This is a genomic window from Exiguobacterium indicum HHS 31 (assembly GCF_001939065.1).
Taxonomy (GTDB): Bacteria; Bacillota; Bacilli; order Exiguobacteriales; family Exiguobacteriaceae; genus Exiguobacterium_A; species Exiguobacterium_A indicum.
The window spans coordinates 15,475-41,375 of record NZ_MPSZ01000013.1 but is presented as its reverse complement, the minus strand read 5'-3'; the positions used below and the strand labels follow the sequence as shown (position 1 = coordinate 41,375).

Genomic DNA, 25,901 nt, shown 5'->3' with positions numbered 1-25,901 from the left:
CTTTTTGTGTAATCATTTTAGAGGAAAAGGAGTTTTTTCATGAAACACGAACTTCCTATTGTACATGCACTTCAACGTCATTTAGATCGATCGCCCATCTCATGGCATGTTCCTGGTCATAAGAATGGGACATTGACGCCTCTTCCTGACTTCTTTAAATGGGACGTCACAGAATTACCTGGTCTAGATGATTTTCATCATCCGGAAGAGGCTATTGCTGACGCGATAGCTTTGTTGCAAAAAGTCTACGGTGCAAAAGCGAGTCATTTCCTTGTGAATGGTTCGACCGTTGGAAACTGGGCGATGCTTGCCGCTACAGCAGCAAGAGGAGAGCGTGTTTATGTACAGCGTAATTCGCATAAATCCGTGTTTAATGCACTAGAATGGTTAGGAATCGAACCGATCTTTCTTGAACCAGACATCCATAAGGAAACGGGAATCAGTGGACATGTTTCACGTGAAACATTAAAGGAAGCGTTTACGAAATATCCAGGAGGAGTCGGTGTGTTTATCACTTCACCGACCTATTACGGGGAAGCAGCTGATATCACGTCACTCGTTCAGCTCACAGCGTCGCACGAACTCCCTTTATTAGTGGATGAAGCACATGGCGCACACTTCGGTGAAGCATTTGGTGTACGCTCTGCATTTGAATTAGGAGCAACCGCTGTTGTTCAGTCTGCTCATAAAACACTTCCAGCACTGACAATGGGAGCATGGATGCATGAGCGATTTTCAGAAAAGATGAGAAGGAAGTTACAGCGAGCGCTTCAAGCGTTTCAGACTTCGAGTCCTTCATATTTACTCCTGGCTTCATTAGATTACGCCCGTTCCTATCGTGAACAATGGACAGTTAAAGGGATGTCAGATGTGCAAGCTAGTCATGATGTATTCATCGAAGCACTTCAACGGTTCGATCATATGACGGTTCTGCGATTCGATGATTGGTCGCGGATGACATTAACGTATGAGGGATATTCAGGAGATGCGTTGTTGCACGCGTTACGAGCTGTTCAACTCGATGCGGAATTTGCTCTAGGAGATCACGTCGTCTGTATTTTGCCACTTCGTCCGCTAACAAAGTCTGAGCAGAATGACTGGGTCCACCGTGTCGAACGAGCCATTCAAATGATGAAATCAGAAGGAATTCCTTTGAAAAGGTATATCGAGCAACCAATTATGGGTAAAATACAGGTATCTGCTTTAGCTTGTTCTTATGAACAGTTAGAACAAGCAACAGGTATGTTCCGTCAGCTGGATGAGTGTATCGGTCATGTTTCACTCGAAACGATTATTCCATACCCGCCAGGCATTCCGTTGATCGTCAGAGGCGAACGCATTACGGCGGAACAGGTACTACGTTTACGATATTATCAAACCGTAGCCGTTCATTTGCAAGGGGGCGAACAATTGCAACGAGGAGCGTTACGCGTCATAGAGGAAGGGTTTGAAGAATGAAAGGTACGTTCATTACTGTCGAAGGACCAGATGGTGCCGGTAAAACGACACAACTACAATTGCTTGGCGATGTGTTAAAAGAAAAGGGCTATAACGTCATGACGACCCGCGAGCCAGGTGGCACACGCGTTGGAAACGAAATTCGTTCGTTGATTTTGAATCCTGATTTTGAAGAGATGAAAGAGATGACGGAAATTCTGCTGTATGCAGCGTCTCGTGCACAGCATGTCGAGGAATTGATTCGACCGGCGTTAGAGGCAGGCACAATAGTTTTATGTGACCGATTCGTTGATGCGTCACTTGCGTATCAAGGGTATGGTCTCGGACATCCGATTGATCTCGTGCGTCAAATCAATGATTCTGCAACAGGTGGGTTAGCGCCAGACCGAACGTATTTATTTGATTTAACGGTAACGGATTCTAAAAAACGAATGATGGACCGGGGAGCACTTGATCGAATCGAGCAGCGAGATGATGCGTTTCGTGCCCGCGTCTATGAAGGTTTCCAACAGATTGCAGCATCGGATCCGGAACGGGTGCAGATCGTACGGGCCAATCGATCGATTGAAGCGATTCATCAGGACTTAGTGGAAGATGTCATTACCTATTTAGAAGAAAAGGAGAGATTCTCATGAAAATGGTCATTACGATCGTTCAAGATAAAGATAGCTTACGTTTGGCGGAAGCACTTGTCGAGCATGATTTCCGAGCAACGAAACTGGCAACGACAGGTGGTTTTCTTAAAGAGGGGAACACGACGTTCATGATTGGTGTACAGAGTGAGCGTCTCGATGATTTGTTGCGATTGATCAAAAAGAACTGTTCAAGTCGCGAACAGATGGTTTCTCCAATCTCACCAATGGGTGGTCATGCCGATTCTTATATCCCGTATCCCGTTGAAGTCCAGGTAGGCGGGGCAACGGTCTTCGTCTTGCCAATCGAAGGGTTTCATCAATTCTGATGCAGACGTTTCATGAACTGGAACAGACACAATCGGTCATTTCGACGATTCTTCAAAATTCGTTACGGAACGATCGAATCAATCACGCTTATATCTTCACCGGAGACTATGAGCCGCTTCTACTTGAAGCGGCTCACTTGTTCGCGAAAAGCCTTTTTTGTGAGGCACCGGTCGATGTGGAGCCGTGTGGTGTCTGTCGTAGCTGTCGGCGGATGGAAAGTGGCAACTTGGTCGATTATTATGAAATCGAACCAGATGGCGCGACCATCAAAAAAGAACAGATTCAACAATTGATGCATGATCTCTCACTCCGAGGACTTGAAGGTGATCGTCAGATTTATGTCATTACCCAGTCCCATAAGATGACTCCCCAAGCAGCAAACAGTTTGCTGAAGTTCTTTGAGGAACCAGGAGAAGGAAAAGTGGCTTTATTGTTGACGAATCAACCCCAGCTCCTTTTACCGACGATTCGATCGCGGGGACAGTTATTAAGTTTTCGTCCGGCGGATCGTCAAATGATTGGCGAGGTTTTATCTGAAAAAACGGGACGGGACCACGAGTTGACGCAATTGGCAGCGCGTGTCTATCCAAAAGTCGAGGATGCAGAAGAAGCATTACTCGAAGACTGGTTTGTAAATGCGCGAGCGTCAGTGTTACAATTGATGGAGGAATTAGCGAATCGTCCGGCTGATTTACCACTGTTCGTACAAGAGAAATGGATGGGACAATTCAAAAACCGTCAGGATGTCCGAATCGGTCTTGAACTCGTCACTTGTTTCTTCGAGGATGTCTTACGTCTGAAACTGAATCCGGCGTGGGAAGGTATGACCTATACGAATAGTAAACCCCAACTTGAACAGATGGGGTCCAAGAGCCAGACGACGATCACCCGCTGGTTGCAAGCTGTGCTTGCCGCAGTAAGACGGGTCGAAGCGAATGTTAATCCCCAATTAACAGTTGAGCGTCTCATGTTTGACTTACAGAAAGGGTAGAGCGACATGCTAGAAGTAGTAGGCGTTCGCTTTAAAGAAGCGGGCAAAATTTATTATTTTGCACCTGGACAAGAGTCATTATCACGAGGACAAGCAGTCATCGTTGAGACGGTACGGGGCATTGAATATGGCGAAGTGGTCATCGCCGATAAACAAATGGACGAAGAAGATGTGGTGTTGCCACTGAAATCCATTCTTCGGATTGCTGACGATAAGGATGCAATGATCGTCCGCGAAAATAAAGTCGCAGCGCTTGATGCGCATGCGGTATGTGTCGAAAAAATCCGTGAACATAAACTCGATATGAAATTGGTCGATGTCGAGTACACGTTTGATCGCAATAAGGTCATCTTCTACTTCACGGCAGAAGGACGTGTTGACTTCCGTGAGCTCGTCAAAGATTTAGCGGCGGTCTTCCGGACGCGTATCGAACTCCGTCAAATCGGTGTTCGGGATGAAGCGAAGTTACTGGGAGGCATCGGTCCGTGTGGTCGTGTCTTATGTTGTTCATCTTTCCTCGGTGAGTTCGAACCGGTTTCGATCAAGATGGCAAAAGATCAAAACCTGTCGTTGAATCCGACGAAGATTTCAGGAGTATGTGGTCGTTTGATGTGCTGCCTGAAATACGAGAACGATACGTATGAAGAAATGCGCCGTGATTTGCCGGACTACGGAAAACGTTTGACAGTACCTGAAGGCGAAGGACGCGTCGTTGGTTTGAACATCCTCGATCAAGTCGTTCAAATCGAACTGAAGGATCGTTCCCGCGTCTTGACGTATTCAATGGAAGAACTATTATCCGTTGGTGCCGTAAAACCAAAACGACCAAAAGAATAACGGGGTGCATACGCGTGGAGAGAGTCGATAAAAAAGAAATCATTACGCGTGTCGATGCGATTGAGCAACAGATTCATTTGCTGACTGAGCATCTGAGCGTGTTAAAGGATCAGCTGGCTTACATGATGGAAGAGAACCAACATCTGTACCTGGAGAATCATCATCTTCGAGAAAAAGTCGAACGCGATGAACAACAGCCGGTCACGGAAGCGGAAGAAGCGGAAGCAGGCGTCGGTGCGGGCTACGATAATCTCGGGCGATTGTACCAGGAAGGGTTCCACATCTGTAACTTGCATTATGGACAAGTACGAAAAGACGGCGATTGTCTCTTTTGCTTATCCATGTTAACGAAACATTGAGAGGCTGACTTCTACATGAGTCAGTCTTTTTTTCGGAAAGGAAGGCACGACATGTTTGAACTATTACCAGACGAACGACTTGATTATCTCTTAGGACAGGAAGGGAAAATCATTCAAAGTCCATCCGTCTTCTCGTATTCACTTGACGCGGCACTGCTCGCACGATTTGCGTGGGTCCCGATTCAACAGGGACGGATTGCCGATCTCTGTTCAGGAAACGGTGCAATTCCACTCTTTTTATCCTACCGGACGAAAGGGCAGATCACGGGTCTTGAAATCCAGCCACGACTAGCGGAGATGGCACGACGGAGCGTCACCTTGAATGAACTGAACGACCGGATTGAGATGATTGAAGGGGACGTCAAAGAGGCGGGAGCGCGTCTTGGATACGGCATCTATGATGCTGTCACCTGCAATCCGCCATATTTTTTAGCAAATGAGACATCGAACCAAAACCAAAGTGAACATTATACGATTGCAAGGCACGAAGTCCTCTGTACCCTTGAAGACTGTATTCGAGGTGCATCTGATTTGTTGAAACAAGGCGGAAAAGCAGCGTTCGTTCATCGACCGGAACGACTGCTCGATATCGTCACCTTGATGCGGACGTATCGCTTGGAACCGAAACGGATGCAGCTGATTTATCCGAAAGCAGGGAAGGAAGCAAACATGCTCTTGATTGAGGGGATCAAGGATGCAAAACCTGGACTGAAGGTGCTCCCCCCATTCATCGTCTATGAGGCGGACAACTCGTATGCGGCTCAGATGAAGGAACTGTTCGATGTCTGAGCATGCAGTCTATATCGTTCGTTGCCAAGATGATACGTATTATACGGGTTACGCGGTAGACGTCACGCAACGCATCGCGACACATAACGCAGGTAAGGGTGCGAAGTATACACGTGCCCGTCTACCGGTCGTCCTCGTTCATCAGGAAGCTTTTGCGACGAAGTCAGAGGCAATGAAGCGGGAATATGCGATTAAACAATTAACCCGTTCACAAAAAGAACGGTTGATTCAAGGAGGAACCTCATGAAAGCGACGAGTAGCTATCAACAGCAAGGAGCCGGTCTCTATATCGTCCCGACACCAATCGGCAATTTAGAAGACATGACATATCGGGCAGTACGGATCTTACAGGAATCCGATATCGTCGCAGCAGAAGATACGCGGCAGACGATGAAACTGTTTCGACACTTTTCGATTGAGTCGAAGCTTGTCAGTTACCATGAACACAATAAACAAACAAGCGGCGAACGACTCCTCGCTGATTTAGAGGCAGGAAAACAAATTGCCCTCGTCTCCGACGCTGGTATGCCTGGCATCTCGGACCCGGGAAGCGATCTGATTCGCCAAGCGATTGCAGCAGACATCCCTGTCATCGTTCTTCCGGGTGCGAACGCTGCATTGACCGCTCTTGTCGCGTCCGGATTATCGACGGAACGCTTTTTATATTACGGCTTTTTGCCACGGAAGAAAAAAGAGCGTCGCGAAGCGTTGGAGCAATTGAAATACGAAACCGGAACGCTCGTCTTTTATGAAGCACCACATCGTTTGAAAGAGATGTTGCAAGGGATCGAGGAAGTACTCGGTGATCGTCAGGTGACGTTAGCCCGGGAACTAACGAAACGGTATGAGGAATACATTCGGGGGAGCGTGAGTGAATTACGTGCTTGGGCAGCAGAAGACGTTCGAGGTGAGTTCGTCGTTCTTGTCGAAGGGTCAAATGAAGAACGACCTGATGCGGTCATTCAAGACAGTGATCCACTCGAGCAAATCCGTCGGTATATCGAAGAAGGCGAAAAGCCGAATGCAGCGTTGAAGCGTGTCGCCAAGGAACGGGGACTGGATCGTCAGGAGCTGTATCTTGCGTTTCACGAAGCAGATTAAAAAAAGGAAGCCCCGTCAGGAGCTTCCTTTTTTGTTTACTCGTTGCTTGCGTAATGACGATCGAGGAAATCTTTTAATTCAACGAGAACGCGTTGTGCGCCATCTGGTGAAAGAATCAATTTACCATCAGCCAATTTGAAGTTATCTTCTGATACTTCTCCTGTTACTTGGCAAGTCATGTTTGGTTTATATTTTTTAAGGATGATCTGTTCGTTGTCGACATAGATCTCGAGGGCATCCTTTTCTGCAATTTGAAGTGTACGGCGTAATTCGATTGGAATTACGACACGACCGAGCTCGTCTACCTTACGTACAATACCTGTTGATTTCATTTTGTTGTTCCTCCTTTGATGTCATGGATCTCTTTTTCTTTTGAAAAATCGTCAAAATTCGACATCGTTTCTATAGAATGTAGAATACTAGACTTTCCAAAAGTAGTCAACCAATCTGAATAGCTTGAAATCAAAATGTCATTTATTTCTCAAAAACACCATATTTGAAACGATTTATTAATACATTTTCCCTTTTTAAAGGAAATGAAACTATAGAGTGTGTTTTTTTGTAATTTGATGTCTGATGTCAAAAAATGTTTTGATTCGACAAAAAGTGAGTTTCGACATCAGTCCCGTAACAGCGTATAATAGCCTATAATGAAGATGGAAATCAGAGAACGGAGGAATAACATGGCAAAGACATTTTATATCACGACCCCGATTTATTACCCAAGTGCAAAACTACATATCGGTCACGCGTACACGACGGTGGCTGGAGATGCGATGGCACGGTACAAACGACTTCAAGGATTTGATGTCCGGTATTTGACTGGTAGCGATGAGCATGGTCAAAAGATCCAGGAAAAAGCAGCAGAAGCAGGGATTTCGGAACAGGCATTCGTCGACGGTGTCGTCGAACAGATTAAAGTCTTATGGGATCGTCTCGACATTTCGTACGATGATTATATCCGGACGACAGAACCACGTCACAAGAAAGTCGTCGAAAAAGTGTTCGAGACACTTCTTGAATCAGGCGATATCTATTTAGGTGAATACGAAGGTTGGTATTCGATTCCGGATGAGACGTACTATACGGAATCACAACTCGTCGACGGGAAGAGCCCTGACAGTGGACACCCGGTCGAGCTCGTTCGCGAAGAATGTTACTTCTTCCGGATCAGTAAGTACGCGGACCGTCTGCTTGAGTACTTTGAGGCGAATCCGTCATTCATCTTGCCAGAATCACGTAAACACGAAATGATCAATAACTTCATTAAACCAGGTCTTCAAGACTTAGCGGTCTCACGGACGACATTCAACTGGGGTGTACAAGTCCCGTCGAATCCAAAACACGTCGTCTACGTCTGGATCGATGCGTTGACGAATTACATCTCGTCACTCGGTTACGGTACGGACGATCACGGTAACTTCGATAAGTACTGGCCAGCAGATGTCCATCTCGTCGGAAAAGAAATCGTTCGTTTCCACACGATCATCTGGCCGGCACTCTTGATGGCGCTTGACCTCCCATTACCGAAGAAAGTCTTCGCACATGGTTGGTTGTTGATGAAAGACGGAAAAATGTCGAAATCAAAAGGAAACGTCGTCGATCCGATTCCGTTGACGGATCGCTACGGTCTCGACGCCCTTCGTTATTACCTCTTACGGGAAGTGCCATTCGGTTCGGACGGTATGTTCACACCTGAAGCATTCGTTGAGCGGATGAACTACGATTTGGCGAACGATCTCGGGAACTTACTCAACCGGACGATCGCGATGGTCACGAAATACTTTGATGGTGAGATCCCAGCCTATACAGGTAACGTGACACCGTTTGATGCGACACTGTCGGATCTTGCAAAAGAAACGGTCACGAAAGTCGAAGCATCGATGGAACACATGGAATTCTCTGTCGTACTGTCGAACATTTGGCAATTGATCAGCCGTGCCAACAAATACATCGATGAGACACAACCGTGGGTGCTTGCAAAAGACGAATCCAAAACGGCGGAACTCGGTTCTGTCATGGTGCATCTCGTTGGCGTCTTGCGTCACGTGGCGATCATGTTGCAACCGTTCATGACGCGTTCACCAAAAGAGATCTTCGCGCAACTGGGTCTCTCTGGACAAGCGATGGACTGGGCAGCGCTCGAGAAATTCGCAGATATCACACCAGGAACAAAAGTCGATACAGCGACACCGATCTTCCCACGTCTCGACGTCAAAGAAGAAGTCGAAGCAATCGTCGACATGATGCGCCAAGCTTCTGCAGCACGTGTTGAGGAAGAGGAAGTTGAAGAAGAAGACGAAGATATTCGTCCAGAAACGACAATCGATGTCTTTGACCAAATCGAACTCCGTGTCGGTGAAGTCGTGACGGCTGAAAAAATCAAAAAGGCGAAAAAACTATTGAAGTTACAAGTCGATATGGGTAAAGAAACACGCCAAATCGTCTCTGGTATCGCTCAGTGGTATGAGCCGGAAGATTTAGTCGGACGAAAAGTCATCGTCGTGGCGAACTTAAAACCGGTCACGTTACGTGGCGAACTCTCACAAGGAATGGTCCTTGCTGCTGAAAAAGCAGGAAAACTTGAACTGGCGACGGTTCCGTCAACGATGGCGAACGGCGCAAGCGTAAAATAAAACCGATGCCTGTGGACTCCATGTCACAGGCATTTTTTTAAAGAAGGAGTCGAACAGCTATGTTAATCGATACACACACTCACTTAAATGCAGACCAATTCGCGGACGACGTCCATGAGACGATTGAGCGGGCACGCGCGAACGGTGTCTCACCGATGATCGTCGTCGGATTTGATCATAAGACGATTGATCGTGCGATGGAACTCGTCGAAGCGTACGATGATCTTTATGCGGTCATCGGGTGGCATCCCGTCGACTCGATTGATTTTGATGAGGAAGCGTACCAAAAGGTCGAACGGTTGATGGATCACGAAAAAGTCGTTGCGCTTGGAGAAATCGGACTCGACTATCACTGGGATACGTCACCGAAAGATGTGCAGCAGGAAGCTTTTCGTAAACAAATCCGGCTTGCGAAGCAGAAAAAGAAGCCGATCGTCATCCATAACCGGGAAGCGACAGAAGATACATTACGGATTCTTGAAGAAGAAGATGCGAAAGAAGTCGGTGGGATTCTGCATAGCTACAGCATGAGTGCTGAATTATTACCACGCTGCCTGGCGATGAACTTCTATATTTCACTCGGAGGTCCCGTCACGTTCAAGAATGCGAAGATGCCGAAGCGTGTTGCGCAGGAAGTCCCGCTCGATCGTCTACTCGTCGAGACGGATTGTCCGTATCTGACACCGACGCCACACCGCGGGAAACGCAACGAACCCGCTTACGTCCGGTTCGTCGCTGAAGAGATTGCGCAGCTCCGTGGCATGATGTATGCCGACGTGGAAGCAGCAACGACCGAAAATGCCAAACGGATCTTCCGCTTGCCATGATGCGTTCGTTGACGTTTACTACGATTGGATTCAGCCTCTTACTTGTTGCTGCACTCATCTATGGAATGATGGATCATCCACAAACCGTGACCGTCTTGATTGATGGACAAGAGCAGCAAATTGAAACGACAGCCGATTCCGTTTATGGCGTACTTAAAGAAGCAGGCATCACGACGCGAACGAATGACATCATCGAACCAGCGCTCAGTGCTGATTTACCAGAAAAACGGTTGATCGTCATTCAGCGTGCGAAAGAGATCACACTGATCATGGGCTATGGTGAATCCCGTCGTGTTCGGACGCAGGCGCGCCAAGTGAAGGATTTGCTGGCAGAACGTGGTATCAAGAAAGCGGAGACGGATGATATCTATCCGTCCTCTGACGCTGTTCTGAAGAGTGGTATGACGGTGCGATACCGAGAAGCTTTTCCTGTTGATCTTGTCGTCGGTGGAAAAGCCCGACAACTCTACACATATGAGACGTCGGTCCGGGAATTGTTAGCGCGAGAAGGAATTCGCTTGCAAAAAGAAGATCGGGTCGCTCCAGATCCCGACACCCGCGTGACGGAAGGGACGTTGATTACGGTCAACACGACACGTCGTGCAACGTTGACGCAGGAACAGCTCGTTCCGTTTGAAATCGAAGAAGTCGAGGACCCAACTTTACCGGAAGGCGAACAACTCGTGACGGCATCTGGTCGTCCAGGTGTCCGAACGAAAAAGTATCAATTGACGCTTGCTAACGGTTTGAGCAAAGAGAAAAAACTGATTGGTGATCAAGTGACGCAGACACCCGTCAAACAAGTCGTCAAAGTCGGAACCAAACCGGTCGAGACACCCGTCGAAGCGCCTGTCTTCAACGAAGAACAGGCGACGAATCCGTTAGCTGAAACACCGAAGGCCGATACGGATCTTGATTTTGCAAGTGCGAAGAGCTTGATGGTCGAAGCGACAGCGTATACGAACGATCCAGCTTCAAACGGCAGTCGTTTGTATAACGGTCGCGCCTTGACAGCGACCGGGTATGACGTGACAGATACGATCACCTATCAAGGGATGCCGATTATCGCGGTTGATCCGAAGGTCATTCCGCTTGGTACGAAGGTCTACGTCAAAGGAGTGGGGCTTGCGATCGCCCTCGATACCGGTGGCGCCATCAAAGGCAATAAGATTGATGTCTTGGTCGACGGAGAACAAAAAGCGAAGACGTTCGGTCGAAAACAACTGCAAGTCTGGGTCATTCCTAGTGCAACGGAAGCGGACACGTGACGCTTCCTTGTTTTTTTCGTGGAAACAGGTACAATTACGAGAGTGTTTGAAGAAGGTGGAGAGATCATGCGGAAACGCTTAAAAGAAGTCATCGTCGTCGAAGGACGGGATGATACGACACGATTACAAGAAGTCTTTGATGTCGATACAATTGAAACGAACGGCTCAGCCGTCAACGAACAAACGATGCAACGCATCGAGAAGGCGCTGGAACGGCGCGGTGTCATCATTTTCACGGATCCTGATTTTCCAGGAGATCGTATCCGTGCTCGAATCAATGAACGCGTACCAGGCTGTAAACATGCTTATCTTCCGCGTGCTCAAGCAAAAGACAAGCGAGGCAAAATCGGTGTGGAGCATGCCTCACCTGCCGCAATCGAAGAAGCGCTCGCTGCTGTCTATGAGACGGAAGAAGCACCGGTTGCTGAAGTGACACGTGAGATGATTCTGGCAGCTGATTTGATTGGTGGACCAGCAGCCTCGATCCGCCGTCGTCGTCTCGGTCAGATTCTTGCGATTGGTGAACCAAATGCCAAACAACTTGTCAAACGCGTCGCATCAATCCGGATCACGCGGGCAGAATGGGAAGCGGCTTTGAAACAATTAGAGGAGGAAGAAGTTTGAAAGACATTGCTACATTGCACCGGACGAAGGAAATTTTAGCGAAACATGGCTTTTCGTTTAAAAAATCGTTAGGACAAAATTTTTTAATCGATTTAAACGTATTAGGAAACATCGTCGGAGCAGCTGGATTAACGCCGGAGAGCGGCGTACTCGAGATCGGACCAGGAATCGGCTCATTGACGGAACAATCGGCGAAACAGGCGAAAAAAGTCGTCGCTCTTGAAATCGATCAGCGTCTATTACCGATTCTTGACGATACACTTTCACCGTATCCTCATACGAAGGTCATTCACGGTGATGCCCTTGAACTGGATCTTTCGACGATCGTCGCAGAAGAGTTCACGCAAGAAGGCATCACTGACATTGCCGTCGTCGCGAACCTCCCGTATTACGTCACGACACCGATCATCATGCGGATTCTCGAAGCGAAAGCACCGTTTCGGACGCTCGTCATGATGATTCAAAAGGAAGTCGCTGAACGAATCGGTGCAAAACCGGGCACGAAAGCATACGGTTCTCTATCGATCGCGATTCAGTATTATGCGGAAGCTGAAGTCTGCTTCACGGTTCCAAAACAAGTCTTCATCCCAGCACCAAACGTTGATTCAGCTGTCATCCGTTTGAACATTCGAAAAGAGCCAGCGGTACAGACGCAAGATGAGGCCCTCTTCTTCGAAATCGTCCGAGCAAGTTTTGCACAACGTCGGAAAACGATTCTGAACAACTTGACGACACACTTTGGGAAGACAGAAAAGGCGGCGGTCGAAGCGGCATTGTTAGAAGCTGGAATCGAACCACGTCGTCGCGGAGAAACGCTCAGCCTGCAGGAATTCGCACAGTTAGCGGATGCACTTTTGCCAATTAAAAAACGTTGACGGATACGATTAGAACAGATATAATATTTCCCCTTTCTAATATTTATTTAATATGCTATAATAAATATTAGTGAGGTGAAGCGTATGCCAAAGACGTTGAACGAAATCAGACATGTTTTCGAAACACATGTTGGTGAAAGACTGACGCTAAAAGCAAGCGGCGGTCGTAAAAAGGTCGTAACCCGAATCGGAACGCTCGTTGAGACGTATCCTTCGGTGTTTGTAGTCAAGCTAGACGCAGAGCGCCACAATGTCGAGCGAGTTTCTTATAGCTACGCCGACGTGCTAACAGACTCCGTACAAATCGAATTTGCGAATTCGTAAACTTACCTTCCGAAGCGGACAAAATGTTCGCTTCTTTTTTTGTGGAAAGGTTGATACAATTCCTACAGGAAACGAACTAGAGGAGGAACGGCACGATGACGATTATTGTAAAGGCTCCGGCCAAGATCAACCTAGTCCTGGATGCGACGGCAAAGCGCCCGGACGGCTATCACGATGTACATATGGTGATGACGACAGTCGATTTGGCAGACCGTCTAGAATTGACGGAGCTGCCGTCAGGAGAAATTCGCATGAATGCCCAGCATGCTTACGTTCCAAACGACGAACGTAATCTTGCGTATAAAGCAGCAGCGATCTTAAAAGAAAAATACGACGTCAAGACGGGGGTCGAAATCTTTTTAGAGAAACACATCCCGGTCGCAGCGGGACTTGCTGGTGGTTCCAGTGACGCGGCAGCGACGTTACGCGGTTTGAATGAGTTATGGCAACTCGGCTTGACGCTTGAAGAGTTGGCGGAAGTTGGCGCAGCGGTTGGATCTGATGTTCCGTTTTGTGTCATGGGTGGAACAGCGATTGCAACAGGTCGCGGAGAGAAGCTAGAAAAACTTGTCTCACCACCACCATGCTGGGTCGTTCTTGCCAAACCGACGATTGGTGTCTCGACGGCTGACGTCTATGGTGCTCTCGACTTGAACACGGCAAAACGTCCGAACGTCGAAGCGATGATCGATGCGGTGAAGGCGCAAGATTTCCAAGGCATTTGCCAGTCACTCGGGAACGTTCTCGAATCGGTCACGTTGCCGATGCACCCGGAAGTCGAGCAGATCAAGGAATTCATGACGAGTTGTGGCGCAGAAGGCGTCTTGATGAGCGGAAGTGGTCCGACAGTCTTTGCGTTGACGGAACACGAGAATCGGGCACAACGTCTCTATAATGGATTACGTGGCTTTTGTAACGAAGTCTACGTCGTTCGTCTTTTAGGCGAAAACCATTGATAATATCCGTATGAAAATGATATATTCACTATTGAATATTCGGAATTACGGAGAGGTGGAACAAAACAAATGAAAATTCGGAGAAGTGGTCGATTGGTCGACATGACGCGGTACTTGCTTGACCATCCCCATCATCTCGTCTCATTGACGATTTTTGCAGAACGCTACAAATCGGCGAAATCGTCGATCAGTGAAGATTTAGATATCGTCAGCGAGATGTTAGAACATGAGGGAACGGGTCGTCTCGTCACGGTACCAGGTGCTGCGGGTGGCGTCATGTTCATCCCGACGTGGAGCAGTAAGAAGGCGTTACCGTTCATCGATGATCTATGTGAACGTGTCGCACGTCCAGATCGACTGTTACCGGGGGGATATCTCTATTTGACGGACTTACTCGGGGATCCGAAGATGGTCAAACAAATGGGGCAAGTGTTTGCATCTGTCTTTAGCCAAAAGAAAGTTGATGTCGTCATGACGATCGCGACGAAAGGGATTCCGCTTGCTTATGCGGTCGCTGAGCAACTGGGTGTGCCGTTCGTCATCGTGCGTTCAGATAGTCGTGTCACGGAAGGATCAACAGTCAGCATCAACTATGTCTCAGGGTCTTCAAAAGCGATCCGGACGATGGCACTTGCGCGTCGGAGCTTGCCGCGTGGAGCGAACGTCTTATTGATCGATGACTTCATGAAAGCTGGCGGAACGATTCGTGGAATGATGAGTCTCTTGAGCGAGTTCGAAGCAAAGGTTGCAGGTGTTGGGGTCTTGATCGAGGCAGAGGGTGCTGAGAAGAAGATGGTCAACGAATACGTCAGTTTAATGAAATTAGCGGACGTCGACGTCGATCTCGGTCAAATCCAAGTCAAGCGTGGAAACGTCGATCACTATTTCTCGGAAGCCGAGACTACCTGAAATTGACAGCCGCATGGATTGTAACTATACTGTAATTATCAAACTTTTGGAAATTATGCGTAAAAAGATTGGGAAAGACTAAACCTTTATTTGTTTTAAGCCGTAAGTAGAAGTAGACAACGAAGAGTTGTGACAACGGTTAAAGGGGTGCGGACAAAATGAACGTTACGGACGTTAAAATTCGTCGCGTCGTGGCAGAGGGTCGAATGAAAGCACTTGCCTCTATTACGCTCGACCACGAATTCGTGGTACATGATTTGCGTGTCATCGAAGGGAATAGTGGTCTCTTCGTCGCCATGCCAAGCAAACGAACGCAAGAAGGTATCTTCCGGGATGTCGCTCATCCAATCAATGCATTAATGCGAAAAAAGGTCGAAGATTCAGTACTCGAAGCTTATGCGGCACGTGAGGAACAAGAAGAAGGCATCGGTTACGAAGTCGCTTCTGTTCAAACGACAGATCAAGTATAAGGAAAAAGACAGCTTTTCTCTTCTTGGGAAAAGCTGTCTTTTTTCTCGTTTTTTCCTCGATTCCGCTTCGTCCCATCATTGAATAACGGTGCCGTTTTCGTTATAGTTGGAACGAGTGTACTATTTCAGAACGAAATCAACACTAATTTACGTGGAGGAGCGACAAGGATGAATCATTTCGCGGTAATTCTAGCAGCGGGTAAAGGAACTCGGATGAAATCGAAGCTTTACAAAGTACTTCACCCAGTCGCTGGGAAACCTATGGTACAGCACGTCGTCGATCAATTAGCGACGCTCGGCGTCAAGCGACAGGTCGTCATCGTCGGTCACGGTGCGGAATCCGTCAAAGAAGTGCTTGGCACATCGGTGGAATACGCACTTCAAAGTGAGCAGCTTGGCACAGGACATGCTGTTCAAATGGCAGAACCCGTACTTGGGAACGAACAGGGAGCGACACTCGTCGTCTGCGGCGATACACCGCTCTTGACGAGCGAGACATTAGCTTCATTGTTACAACATCATACGGAGACGAACGCAAAAGTGACTGTCTTGACGGCACTCGCTGACGATCCGACTGGTTACGGACGAATCGTACGCGGTGAAGACGGAAACGTCTCGAAAATCGTCGAGCATAAGGATGCGAATGCAGAAGAACTCGCGATTCGTGAAATCAATACTGGTACGTATGTCTTTGATAATGAGATGTTGTTCGCGACGCTGAAGCAGGTCAAGAACGATAACGCGCAAGGTGAGTATTACTTACCAGACGTGATTGAGATTGCAAAGGCAGCAGGCGAAACAATCGCAGCGTATGCGGCACCTACGTTCGAAGAGACAATTGGTGTCAACGATCGCGTCGCACTTGCGCAAGCGGAAACATCGATGCGCAAGCGGACGAACGAGTACTGGATGCGTCAAGGTGTCACGTTCGTTGATCCGTCTTCGACGTATATCGGACCGGATGTCACGATTGGTTCAGATACTGTTCTTTATCCGGGAACGCAATTACTCGGTCAGACGGTCATTGGTTCAGAATGTACGATTGGTCCGAACTCGGATATCCGTAACAGTGAAGTGGCAGATGGTGCCATTGTTCGTCAATCCGTCGTCACGGACAGCAAAATTGGTCCAGCAGCGCAAGTCGGTCCATTCGCGCATTTACGTCAACAAGCAGTTCTCGGGGCGAACACACGCGTCGGAAACTTCGTTGAGATCAAGAAATCAACATTCGGTGAAGGTAGCAAATCAGCCCACCTGAGCTATGTCGGAGATGCGACGATCGGAGAGAACGTCAATCTCGGTTGTGGATCGATCACGGTCAACTACGATGGAAAAAATAAATTCCAAACGATCATTGAGGACGATGCCTTCATCGGCTGTAACGTCAACTTGATCGCACCGGTCACGGTCGGAAAGAACGCCCTTGTTGCTGCCGGATCAACCGTCACGGATGATGTGCCGGAAAACGGTCTCGCGATCGCACGGGAACGTCAAACGACGAAACCCGATTATCGTTAATTCATTACTTGTCGCTCTACTCGTCTAAACCCAAACAAATGGAGGCCACCTACACATGTCTACTGTCTTAGAACATGAAATTCGTATTTTCGCACTCAACTCGAACAAACCACTGGCAGAGGAAATCGCTAAAGTCATCGGAATCCCGGTCAGCGAAAGTTCAGTCAAACACTTCAGTGATGGCGAAATTTCGATGAACATCGAAGAAAGTGTCCGAGGGGATGATATTTACATCATTCAATCGACAAGCCAACCAGTCAACGAAAACCTGATGGAACTTCTCATCATGATCGATGCACTGAAACGGGCGTCTGCACGGACAATCAACGTCGTCATTCCGTATTACGGTTATGCGCGTCAAGACCGCAAAGCACGTTCACGTGAGCCAATCACGGCGAAACTCGTTGCGAACTTGCTTGAAGTAGCAGGGGCGACACGCGTCGTGACGATGGATCTCCATGCAGCACAAATCCAAGGGTTCTTCGATATTCCAGTAGATCAATTGATGGGTGTACCGCTTCTCGCTTCATACTTCGAGAAAAAGAACATCGATCCAAACGAACTCGTCATCGTTTCTCCAGACCATGGCGGTGTCACACGGGCACGTAAATTAGCAGAACAATTAAAAGCACCGATCGCGATCATCGACAAACGCCGTCCGAAACCGAACGTCGCAGAAGTCATGAACATCGTCGGTCAAGTCGATGGCAAGATTGCCATCATCATCGATGACATCATCGATACAGCGGGTACGATCACACTTGCAGCGAACGCTTTGATCGAAAACGGAGCGAAACAAGTCTATGCATGTTGTACACACCCTGTTCTTTCGGGTCCAGCAATGGAACGGATCGAGAACTCAGCGATCGAAGAACTCGTCGTCTTGAACACGATCGACTTGACACAACGCGAATGTGCAAGCAAAATCAAACAAATCTCTGTAGCACGCTTGCTTGCAGAAGCAATCATCCGTGTACACGAACAGAAATCAATCAGCCCGCTCTTCAGCTGATTGCTTGATGCATACGAACGACGTGGTCCGGTTTATTGAAATCGGACCCTTGTTCGTTTACTTTTTTAAATAGAAATGAGGAATCGATATGAAATGTATCGTCGGATTAGGGAATCCTGGAGCGAAGTATGCGAATACGCGCCACAACATCGGTTTTCTTGCGATTGATGCCTTAGCGGAGAAGCACGGGATCAAGCTTTCAGAATCGAAGTTTAAAGCCCTCTTCGGAACGGGAATGATAAACGGAGAACGTGTCGTGCTCGTCAAGCCATTGACGTATATGAACTTATCAGGTGAAGCGGTGCGACCGTTACTTGATTTCTATAAAATTGCGGTCGAAGATGTGCTCGTCATCTATGACGATCTGGACTTGCCGCTTGAGAAACTACGGTTGCGTTCAAAAGGCAGTGCAGGCGGTCATAACGGCGTCAAGTCGTTGATCCAGCACCTCGGTACGCAGGAGATCAAGCGTCTTAAGCTCGGCGTCGGTCGACCACCGGCACCCATCCAAGTCATTGACTGGGTGTTAATGAATTTTTCGAAGGCAGAACAAGGAAGTTTGCAACACGTACTCAATGCGTCTGTCGATGTAGCGACAGACTTCATAGACACACCGTTTCTCGCTTTGATGAATCGGTATAACTGAACGCAACGCTTTGGGGTTCCAAAGCGTTTTTGCTGTCGTGTTTTAGGAGGAAGAAGATGAAACAATTACAAGAACTCTTACTAGCGATTCCTGAAATCAAGACGGTTCGGGAACGCTTCCGGGACGGTGTCAACGCTCAGTTGATCACCGGTCTGATGAACAGTGGGAAAGCATTGTTCGTCGCCGGGATTTATCAGGAGACGAAACGTCGATTCGTACTCGTGACACATAATATGTTCCAAGCACAAAAACTGTACGATGATTTGATTGAACTTGTACCGGAAGAAGACGTCATGCTCTATCCGGTCGATGAGACGTTAGCAGCAGAACTTTCTTATGGCGCAAGTCCAGAACTGCGGGCGACGCGGATCGAGACCCGTCATCGTTTACTGACGACGGACGACGGAATTTTGATCATTCCGCTCGTCGGTTTACGCCGATATGTTCCGGATGCACAGACGTTCCTGTCACACGTCAAACAAGTGAAGCCGGGCGACATCTTATCGATTCCGGACTTCGTCCAAGATTTAGTCGATGCGGGGTACGAACGGACAGCGACCGTGACGACACCTGGTGAGTTTGCTGTTCGCGGAAGTATCATCGATATTTATCCGCTCACGGTCGAACGTCCATACCGGCTCGATCTATTCGACGAGGAAGTCGACTCGATCTATACATTCGATGCGGAGACACAACGCTCACTCGGTGTCGTCGCAGAAGCATGTTTGATGCCAGCGGCGGAACATTTCGCGACGAAGGATCAGTTGAAGGACGCGGGTGAAAAAGTCCGTCGTCTTTATGAGGCGACGAAAGAGCGCGTCCAAAGTACGGAAGTCCTCGCGGCACTTGAAGAGGGAATTGCTTATGACGTCGAGTTGCTAGAAAACGGCGATCGTCCGAAACAGTTCGCGAAGTATGCACCGATCCTCTACACGTCGACGTTACGTCAAGACGTGACGGGAAGCGTCTTGATCGTCGATGAAGTCGCACGGGTCGAAGAAGCGGCGGAAGTCCAGGATGCAGAGGAAGCAGAATGGATGGCGTCTCTCATTGAACGCGGACAAAGCGTCAGTGATTACGTCCTGTCCGTTCCGATGGCACATGTCTTTGAAGGACAACCATTGTTGTATCTCTCGCTCCTACCGACTCGTCGGAGCGGGGTACCGGAAAGTGCGGCAATCCATTTCAGCATCAAACCGATTGCACCGTTCCATGGTCAGATGGAACGCCTGAAGCAAGAAGTCGAGCGATATCGTCGCGCTGACATGTGGATGGTTTTCTTAGCGAGTAACCGAGAACGTGCCGAGCGGATGCGTCAGACGTTATCCGATTATGGGGTCGAAGCCTCGATCGTAACGAAAGAAGGCATCACTCGTGGTCAACCAGCAATCCTGATTGGGGGAATTCATGGTGGATTCGAGATGACGAATGCGCGTCTCGTCGTCATCACGGAAGAAGAAGTCTTCAAGCAACCAGCGCGTCGCCGGAAGCAAACGACGAAGCTGACGAACGCTGAACGGATTAAGAGCTACCAAGAATTGAAGACAGGCGATTACGTCGTTCATATTCATCATGGGATTGGTCGGTACCACGGCATCAAGACGATTGATGTAGCCGGTAATCATCAGGACTATCTCCATCTCGTTTACGCGGGAGAGGACTCGTTGTATGTTCCTGTCGATCAGATCGACTTGATTCAAAAGTATGTCGGGGCTGAAGGGAAAGAGCCGAAGATCTATAAACTCGGCGGGACGGAATGGAAAAAGGTCAAAGCGAAAGTCCAGAAATCGGTCGAGGATATTGCTGATGAGTTGATCAAGCTCTATGCGGCTCGCGAGGCTGCCGTCGGTTTTGCGTTCCCAGAGGACGACGATAACATGCAAGCATTCGAGGCTTCGTTCCCGTATGAGGAAACGGTCGATCAATTACGATCGATTGCCGAGATCAAGAAGGATATGGAACGTCCGCGTCCGATGGATCGTCTATTATGTGGCGACGTTGGATACGGGAAAACGGAAGTTGCGATTCGAGCAGCGTTCAAAGCGGTCATGTCTGGAAAACAAGTCGCGTTACTCGTACCAACGACTGTCCTTGCACAACAACACTACGAAACGATGCTTGAGCGATTCAGTGAATGGCCGATTCGTGTGTCGGTCATGAGCCGGTTCCGTTCGCCAGCAGAATTAAAGGCGACGAAACAAGGTCTAAAAGAGGGAACGATCGATGTCGTCGTCGGGACACACCGTGTGCTGTCGAAAGACGTCCAGTTTGCTGATATCGGATTATTGATCATTGATGAAGAGCAACGATTCGGTGTAAAACACAAAGAACGTCTGAAACAGTTGAAGACGAACGTTGACGTCTTGACGTTGACAGCGACACCGATTCCGCGGACATTGCACATGTCGATGATCGGGATCCGTGATCTCTCGGTCCTTGAGACACCGCCGGAAAACCGGTATCCGGTTCAGACATACGTCATGGAATACGACGGAATCGTCATGCGAGAAGCGCTCGAACGAGAACTCGGCCGGGGTGGACAAGCGTTCTTCTTGTATAACCGGGTCGAAGGCATCGAGCGAAAGGCAGAAGAGATTCGCGCGCTCGTACCGGAAGCGAGGATCGTCACGGCGCACGGTCGGATGACGGAAACCGAACTCGAAAGTCAGTTGATCGCGTTCTTCGAAGGGGATGCAGATGTTCTTGTCAGTACGACGATCATCGAGACAGGAATCGATATTCCGAACGTCAATACGTTGATCGTTCACGACGCGGATCAAATGGGACTATCCCAACTGTATCAATTGCGCGGTCGTGTCGGTCGTTCAAGTCGCGTCGCCTATTCGTACTTTACGTACCGTCCGCAAAAACGATTGACGGAAGTCGCAGAAAGTCGACTGCAAGCGATCAAGGAATTCACGGAGCTCGGTAGCGGCTTTAAAATTGCGATGCGTGACTTATCGATTCGTGGCGCCGGGAACTTACTCGGTTCCCAACAATCGGGCTTCATCGACTCTGTTGGTTTCGATCTTTATTCGCAGATGCTGGCAGAAGCGGTTGAAGAACGGAAAGAACGGATGAAGGGCAAAAAACGCGTCCAGAAATTCGTACCTGAGTTCACGTTCAGTCTTGATGCGTATATTCCATCGCACTACATGACGGACTCCGAGCTGAAAATCGAATTTTATAAACGTTTGAAATATGTCGATACCGTCGATAGTCTCGAACAACTTGAAACAGAGATGCTCGAACGATTCGGTGAGTTCCCGGATGAGGTTGCTCGTTTGATCCAACTGACGCGGATGCGGATTTTTGCTGAACGAGCGCGTGTCGAGCGCGTCAAACAAACCGATCCGAAAATCGAGATCGTCTTGTCACTTCAATCAACACAGCAGTTGGATGTGGCGGATTTCGTCAAATGGACCGTTCCGCTTGGACGTGGTCTAGGGATGGGGCAACAAGAACAGAAACTCGTCTTGACGCTCAACCGCAACAAGCAGTCGACGCAACAGATGACGATGCAAGCAGAACAGTTGCTAGCAGAGCTTGATCGTCGGCTCGTCGCACGATGAATAGACGAACGATTGCGCAAGGCGCAGCACTGCTTGCGATCTCTAGTTATATCTCGAAACTGCTCAGCTTCTTTTACCGGATTCCGTATCAGAACCTTGCAGGTGACTTCGGACTGTACGTCTATCAGACGGTCTATCCCTTATTCGCGATAGCGGCAGCGCTAGGTATTTATGCGCTGCCCGTCATCGTGGCGAAGTTGACGCTCCATCATCCAGATGAAAAACGAGAAGTTTTATGGTCGATTTTGTACGTCTTACTTGCGATGACGGTCTTCTTTGGTCTGTTCGGATGGTGGATTGCCCCGACACTTGCGGGTTGGTTTGGAGACGATAAACTCGTTGTTCCGTTGCGAGCCGTCACGTGTACGTTTTATTTACTACCTGTGATTGCCGTTCTTAGAGGCATGTTTCAAGCAGATCTCGAGATGCGACCGACGGCTGTATCCCAAGTCTCTGAAAATGCCGTCCGTGTCGGACTCTTGTTGCTCGTGACCTATATCGGCGTCTCGATGCAGGCGGACCCTTACTGGATTGGTGCCAGTGCCCATCTGACAGCGATCGGTGGCAGCATCGTTTCGTTATTCGTCCTGTTACGTTTTGCGAAAGGGAAGATCGGTCGTCCTGTGTTTTCAGGTATTCACGTACGTCGGGTCGGGAAAGTGCTCGTGACAAGCGGGGTGGCGGTCAGTATCGCCTCACTTGCCTTGTTACTGATGCAATTGATCGATGGATTGACGTTCGTCAATCTACTTGGCAATACGACGGAGACGAAAATTGAAAAAGGGGTGCTCGACCGTGGGTATCCGTTACTGCAATTCGCGATTCTCTTTGCGACATCGATGAGTCTTGCGAGTGTTCCATCCTTATCAACCGCATATCGAAAGCATGATCCGCAGATGATGCGTCAACAACTCGAGACATTACTCCGTTCCGGTCTATTGATTGCCGCTGCAGCGACAATCGGACTAATGGGTGTGATGCGTCCGCTCAATATTGCGTTGTATCAAGATGACCAGGGAACAGCAGGGTTGATTTGGCTCGCGGCGACGGCATTTGCCGCTTCGATTGCGATGATGATCATCTCTTGTCTCCAGTCGGTCGATGCTGAAAAATATGCGCTCGTTGGTGTTCTTGTCGGATTAGGGGCGAAGCTCGTTCTGAATCTCTATTTCATTCCCCGATATGGTATGATCGGGGCGGGTATGGCGACATTTGGCGGTTTTGCCGTCATGGCGACAGCACAATGGATTTTATTGAACCGGAAATTCGGTCGCGTATCGGCAGGAAACGCGTTCTACCGACGACTGGTCTTACCTGTGCTCGCCATGAGTGTGTTTCTGTACCTGATCGAAACGTTCTTCCGGCTGTTTGAGCTTGAGACACGAATCGGTGCGGCACTCGAAGTCGGCGTCCTTGTCGTCGGTGGTGCCATCATTTATGGCAGTATGGCATTACGCGTTCGTGCATTAACAGCACAAGAGTGGGCGCTATTGCCTTTAGGAGATAAGTTATATCAGATGTACCAACGTAGGAGGAGTATATGACACACCGAATCACGATCGTCGGCCTTGGCGTCGGCGAACTCGAACAATTGCCGTTTGGCATCTATCGATTATTAAAAAACACGACACAGCCTGTCTATTTACGGACAATGGATCATCCAGTCGTTTCAGAACTCGCAGCAGAGGGAATGAACTTTACATCATTTGACTCGGTTTACGAACGACATAGTCGGTTTGAAGACGTATACACAGAAATCGTTGAGGAATTGCTTCGCCTCTCAAAGACGACGGACATCATCTATGCCGTCCCAGGTCATCCACTGGTCGCTGAGAGTACCGTCCAGCAGTTATTAGAGCGGACGGACGCGGTCGACGTTGTAGGCGGACAAAGTTTTCTTGATCCGATGTTCGCGGCGCTTGGCGTAGATCCGATTGAAGGATTCCAGTTGCTTGATGCGACGGCGTTTACCGTCGATGAAGCGCAGATCCGTCAACATTTGCTGATTGGACAAGTCTATGATGCGCTCGTCGCCGGTGATTTAAAGGTTCAGCTGATGGAACGTTATCCGGACGAACATCTCGTCACTCTGGTCACAGCAGCGGGTACAAGCAAACAAACTGTCCAAAGCGTGCCGTTGTATGAACTCGATCATGTGACGACGCTCAGTAACTTGACGACAGTCTACGTGCCACCTGTTACGGATGAGCAGACGCTGAACCGTGACTTCGCGACATTAAAAGAGATTGTCGCACGGTTACGTGATGAAGGCGGTTGCCCATGGGATCAAGAGCAGACACATGAGTCCTTAAAACGTCATTTAATCGAAGAATCTTATGAATTACTGGAAGCAATCGACCTTCAGGACGATAACTTAATGATAGAAGAGCTAGGAGACGTCCTTTTACAGGTCATGCTCCATGCACAAATTGGTCTAGATGAAGGGTATTTCGACATTCGAGATGTCATCGGAAGCGTCAGTGATAAGATGATTCGTCGCCATCCACATGTGTTCGGAGAAACGATTGTCGATTCTTCGGCAGACGTCGTTTCGAACTGGCAAGACATTAAAGCACAAGAGAAACCGGAGCGGACTTCCTTGCTCGATGGCGTAACAAAAGGGGCACCTGCCTTGATGCGCGCAGAAGATATTCAAAAGAAAGTGGCGAAAGTCGGTTTTGAATGGAGTGACGTCGAGGGTGCACTTGAAAAAGTAATCGAAGAGTTACGTGAATTGAAGGAAGCCGCACCAGAAGAACGACTAGGTGAATTCGGAGACGTTCTGTTTTCGATAACACTCGTTGGGAAATACCTTGGTCTCTCGGCAGAAGAGGGGCTACAACAGACGAACGATAAATTCATCCGTCGCTTTACGCGAATGGAACAGCTAGCGGATCGACCGCTCGTTGAGATGACGCTTGAAGAGCAAGATTCACTCTGGCATCAAGCGAAGCAGGAGGAACAGTCATGAGACTTGATAAATTTTTAAAAGTATCGCGTCTGATCAAACGACGGACGCTTGCGAAAGAAGTAGCCGATCAAGGTCGGATTACAATCAATGGTAATGTGGCGAAAGCAAGTAGCACGGTAGCAGCAGGTGATGAGATGACGATTCGGTTCGGAAACAAGATCGTCACGGTTGCGATTTCGAGCATTAAAGAACATGCCAAAAAAGAAGAAGCATCTGATATGTATGAGATCATCCGTGAAGAAAAGGTGAATTCCGAAGAATCGATGTAATTTACCGGAAAAAGGAAGTATACTAAAGAGTGTCAGGGGTGACCACTCAGAAAGAGGAGGGATGATATGCCAACACCGCTCGAATCAGGGCGTCCTGCGCCAAAGATCAAGCCGCTCAATGACCGTAAAAAGCAGTTGAGTCAGAATGCCATCGAAAACCGTCGACGTCTCAAAAATCGCTTTTTCCTGTGTCTGACCGTCTTTTTACTCATCTTTTCCCTCATGGGGTGGTCATACATGGAGAAACGGCAATTGATCGCTGAACAAAAGCAGTCGTTTCAAGTCGCCGAACAAGAGCAGACGAAAGCAAAAAAAGAGACCGCCCGCCTGAAGGAAGAAATCAATCGTCTCAATGATAAAGAGTATGTAGCGAACTTAGCTCGAAGCGAGTTGCTCTATTCGAAAAAAGGGGAAACGATCTTCTACTTTTCACCGGAAGACTAATTGAAGGTTGCCGATTGATTGAAAAAAGAATGAATCACTCGTATAATAAGAAACGAATCAACTAAAAAGGAGCAATACAATTT

At 48.4% G+C, this 25,901-nt stretch carries 27 protein-coding genes; 26 read left to right on the top strand and 1 reads right to left on the bottom strand.

What is annotated here, in order from left to right:
- The first annotated feature begins 39 nt into the window (after positions 1 to 39).
- Genes N179_RS16050 through rsmI form a run of 9 tightly spaced genes read left to right on the top strand, consistent with a single transcriptional unit; the run spans position 40 to position 6,497 of the window.
- On the top strand, positions 40 to 1,458 hold the full coding sequence (locus N179_RS16050; RefSeq protein WP_075643148.1) for an aminotransferase class I/II-fold pyridoxal phosphate-dependent enzyme: 1,419 nt from the start codon (positions 40 to 42) through the stop codon (positions 1,456 to 1,458).
- Positions 1,455 to 2,093: a dTMP kinase gene (tmk, locus tag N179_RS16045; protein WP_075643147.1), complete on the top strand. Its 639-nt coding sequence runs from the start codon at positions 1,455 to 1,457 to the stop codon at positions 2,091 to 2,093. The genes N179_RS16050 and tmk overlap by 4 nt, the downstream gene beginning before the upstream one ends.
- Positions 2,090 to 2,419, top strand: a complete 330-nt coding sequence (locus tag N179_RS16040) for a cyclic-di-AMP receptor (protein ID WP_023466519.1) — start codon at positions 2,090 to 2,092, stop codon at positions 2,417 to 2,419. Before tmk ends, N179_RS16040 begins: the two co-directional genes overlap by 4 nt.
- On the top strand, positions 2,419 to 3,411 hold the full coding sequence (locus N179_RS16035) for a DNA polymerase (protein WP_050677360.1): 993 nt from the start codon (positions 2,419 to 2,421) through the stop codon (positions 3,409 to 3,411). The genes N179_RS16040 and N179_RS16035 overlap by 1 nt, the downstream gene beginning before the upstream one ends.
- A 6-nt stretch (positions 3,412 to 3,417) precedes the next feature.
- Complete coding sequence (locus N179_RS16030; RefSeq protein ID WP_029343044.1) at positions 3,418 to 4,248, top strand: PSP1 domain-containing protein; 831 nt, start codon at positions 3,418 to 3,420, stop codon at positions 4,246 to 4,248.
- Between the two features lie 8 nt (positions 4,249 to 4,256).
- Entirely contained in the window at positions 4,257 to 4,607 is a 351-nt protein-coding gene (gene yabA / locus N179_RS16025) for a DNA replication initiation control protein YabA (protein WP_119182633.1), read from the top strand.
- Between the two features lie 51 nt (positions 4,608 to 4,658).
- Positions 4,659 to 5,396, top strand: a complete 738-nt coding sequence (locus tag N179_RS16020; protein ID WP_023466526.1) for a tRNA1(Val) (adenine(37)-N6)-methyltransferase — start codon at positions 4,659 to 4,661, stop codon at positions 5,394 to 5,396.
- Positions 5,389 to 5,643: a GIY-YIG nuclease family protein gene (locus N179_RS16015; protein ID WP_058266114.1), complete on the top strand. Its 255-nt coding sequence runs from the start codon at positions 5,389 to 5,391 to the stop codon at positions 5,641 to 5,643. Before N179_RS16020 ends, N179_RS16015 begins: the two co-directional genes overlap by 8 nt.
- A complete protein-coding gene (rsmI, locus tag N179_RS16010; protein WP_055966569.1) occupies positions 5,640 to 6,497 on the top strand; it encodes a 16S rRNA (cytidine(1402)-2'-O)-methyltransferase in 858 nt (285 codons plus the stop codon). The genes N179_RS16015 and rsmI overlap by 4 nt, the downstream gene beginning before the upstream one ends.
- Before the next feature lie 35 nt (positions 6,498 to 6,532).
- Here the strand turns inward: rsmI and N179_RS16005 are convergent, their stop codons facing one another.
- Positions 6,533 to 6,829 (bottom strand): AbrB/MazE/SpoVT family DNA-binding domain-containing protein, encoded by a 297-nt coding sequence (locus tag N179_RS16005; RefSeq protein ID WP_023466531.1) that lies wholly within the window; start codon positions 6,827 to 6,829, stop codon positions 6,533 to 6,535.
- A 324-nt stretch (positions 6,830 to 7,153) separates the two neighbouring features.
- On the opposite strand from N179_RS16005, the gene metG reads away from it, so the two are divergent.
- The 17 genes from metG (at position 7,154) to N179_RS15920 (ending at position 25,818) form a co-directional block, all read left to right on the top strand.
- Positions 7,154 to 9,133, top strand: coding sequence for a methionine--tRNA ligase (metG, locus tag N179_RS16000; protein ID WP_276327342.1), 1,980 nt, complete (start codon positions 7,154 to 7,156; stop codon positions 9,131 to 9,133).
- Positions 9,134 to 9,192: 59 nt separating this feature from the next.
- A complete protein-coding gene (locus N179_RS15995; protein WP_075643145.1) occupies positions 9,193 to 9,960 on the top strand; it encodes a TatD family hydrolase in 768 nt (255 codons plus the stop codon).
- Positions 9,960 to 11,228 (top strand): 3D domain-containing protein, encoded by a 1,269-nt coding sequence (locus tag N179_RS17255; protein ID WP_276327343.1) that lies wholly within the window; start codon positions 9,960 to 9,962, stop codon positions 11,226 to 11,228. The genes N179_RS15995 and N179_RS17255 overlap by 1 nt, the downstream gene beginning before the upstream one ends.
- Before the next feature lie 66 nt (positions 11,229 to 11,294).
- Complete coding sequence (gene rnmV / locus N179_RS15985; protein ID WP_023466539.1) at positions 11,295 to 11,852, top strand: ribonuclease M5; 558 nt, start codon at positions 11,295 to 11,297, stop codon at positions 11,850 to 11,852.
- Entirely contained in the window at positions 11,849 to 12,727 is an 879-nt protein-coding gene (gene rsmA, locus N179_RS15980) for a 16S rRNA (adenine(1518)-N(6)/adenine(1519)-N(6))-dimethyltransferase RsmA (RefSeq protein ID WP_023466540.1), read from the top strand. The genes rnmV and rsmA overlap by 4 nt, the downstream gene beginning before the upstream one ends.
- Positions 12,728 to 12,811: 84 nt before the next feature.
- A complete protein-coding gene (locus N179_RS15975) occupies positions 12,812 to 13,051 on the top strand; it encodes a Veg family protein (protein ID WP_012368950.1) in 240 nt (79 codons plus the stop codon).
- A gap of 95 nt (positions 13,052 to 13,146) precedes the next feature.
- Entirely contained in the window at positions 13,147 to 14,007 is an 861-nt protein-coding gene (gene ispE / locus N179_RS15970) for a 4-(cytidine 5'-diphospho)-2-C-methyl-D-erythritol kinase (RefSeq protein WP_058713009.1), read from the top strand.
- Positions 14,008 to 14,076: 69 nt separating this feature from the next.
- Positions 14,077 to 14,916 carry a pur operon repressor gene (purR, locus tag N179_RS15965; RefSeq protein WP_023466544.1) on the top strand — a complete coding sequence of 280 codons (840 nt, stop codon included), beginning with the start codon at positions 14,077 to 14,079 and terminating at the stop codon, positions 14,914 to 14,916.
- A 158-nt stretch (positions 14,917 to 15,074) separates the two neighbouring features.
- Positions 15,075 to 15,386, top strand: a complete 312-nt coding sequence (gene spoVG, locus N179_RS15960) for a septation regulator SpoVG (RefSeq protein ID WP_023466546.1) — start codon at positions 15,075 to 15,077, stop codon at positions 15,384 to 15,386.
- 168 nt (positions 15,387 to 15,554) lie between these two features.
- Entirely contained in the window at positions 15,555 to 16,904 is a 1,350-nt protein-coding gene (gene glmU, locus N179_RS15955) for a bifunctional UDP-N-acetylglucosamine diphosphorylase/glucosamine-1-phosphate N-acetyltransferase GlmU (protein ID WP_023466548.1), read from the top strand.
- A 55-nt stretch (positions 16,905 to 16,959) separates the two neighbouring features.
- Positions 16,960 to 17,916, top strand: coding sequence for a ribose-phosphate diphosphokinase (locus tag N179_RS15950; protein ID WP_012368955.1), 957 nt, complete (start codon positions 16,960 to 16,962; stop codon positions 17,914 to 17,916).
- A gap of 88 nt (positions 17,917 to 18,004) precedes the next feature.
- Positions 18,005 to 18,562, top strand: coding sequence for an aminoacyl-tRNA hydrolase (gene pth, locus N179_RS15945; RefSeq protein ID WP_023466549.1), 558 nt, complete (start codon positions 18,005 to 18,007; stop codon positions 18,560 to 18,562).
- A 56-nt stretch (positions 18,563 to 18,618) separates the two neighbouring features.
- Positions 18,619 to 22,134 (top strand): transcription-repair coupling factor, encoded by a 3,516-nt coding sequence (gene mfd, locus N179_RS15940; protein ID WP_023466550.1) that lies wholly within the window; start codon positions 18,619 to 18,621, stop codon positions 22,132 to 22,134.
- Entirely contained in the window at positions 22,131 to 23,678 is a 1,548-nt protein-coding gene (locus tag N179_RS15935) for a putative polysaccharide biosynthesis protein (RefSeq protein ID WP_023466552.1), read from the top strand. The genes mfd and N179_RS15935 overlap by 4 nt, the downstream gene beginning before the upstream one ends.
- Complete coding sequence (gene yabN / locus N179_RS15930) at positions 23,675 to 25,105, top strand: bifunctional methyltransferase/pyrophosphohydrolase YabN (protein ID WP_075643143.1); 1,431 nt, start codon at positions 23,675 to 23,677, stop codon at positions 25,103 to 25,105. Before N179_RS15935 ends, yabN begins: the two co-directional genes overlap by 4 nt.
- On the top strand, positions 25,102 to 25,374 hold the full coding sequence (locus N179_RS15925) for an RNA-binding S4 domain-containing protein (RefSeq protein ID WP_023466556.1): 273 nt from the start codon (positions 25,102 to 25,104) through the stop codon (positions 25,372 to 25,374). Before yabN ends, N179_RS15925 begins: the two co-directional genes overlap by 4 nt.
- Before the next feature lie 66 nt (positions 25,375 to 25,440).
- Positions 25,441 to 25,818 (top strand): FtsB family cell division protein, encoded by a 378-nt coding sequence (locus tag N179_RS15920; protein ID WP_023466557.1) that lies wholly within the window; start codon positions 25,441 to 25,443, stop codon positions 25,816 to 25,818.
- The last annotated feature ends 83 nt before the right edge of the window (positions 25,819 to 25,901 follow it).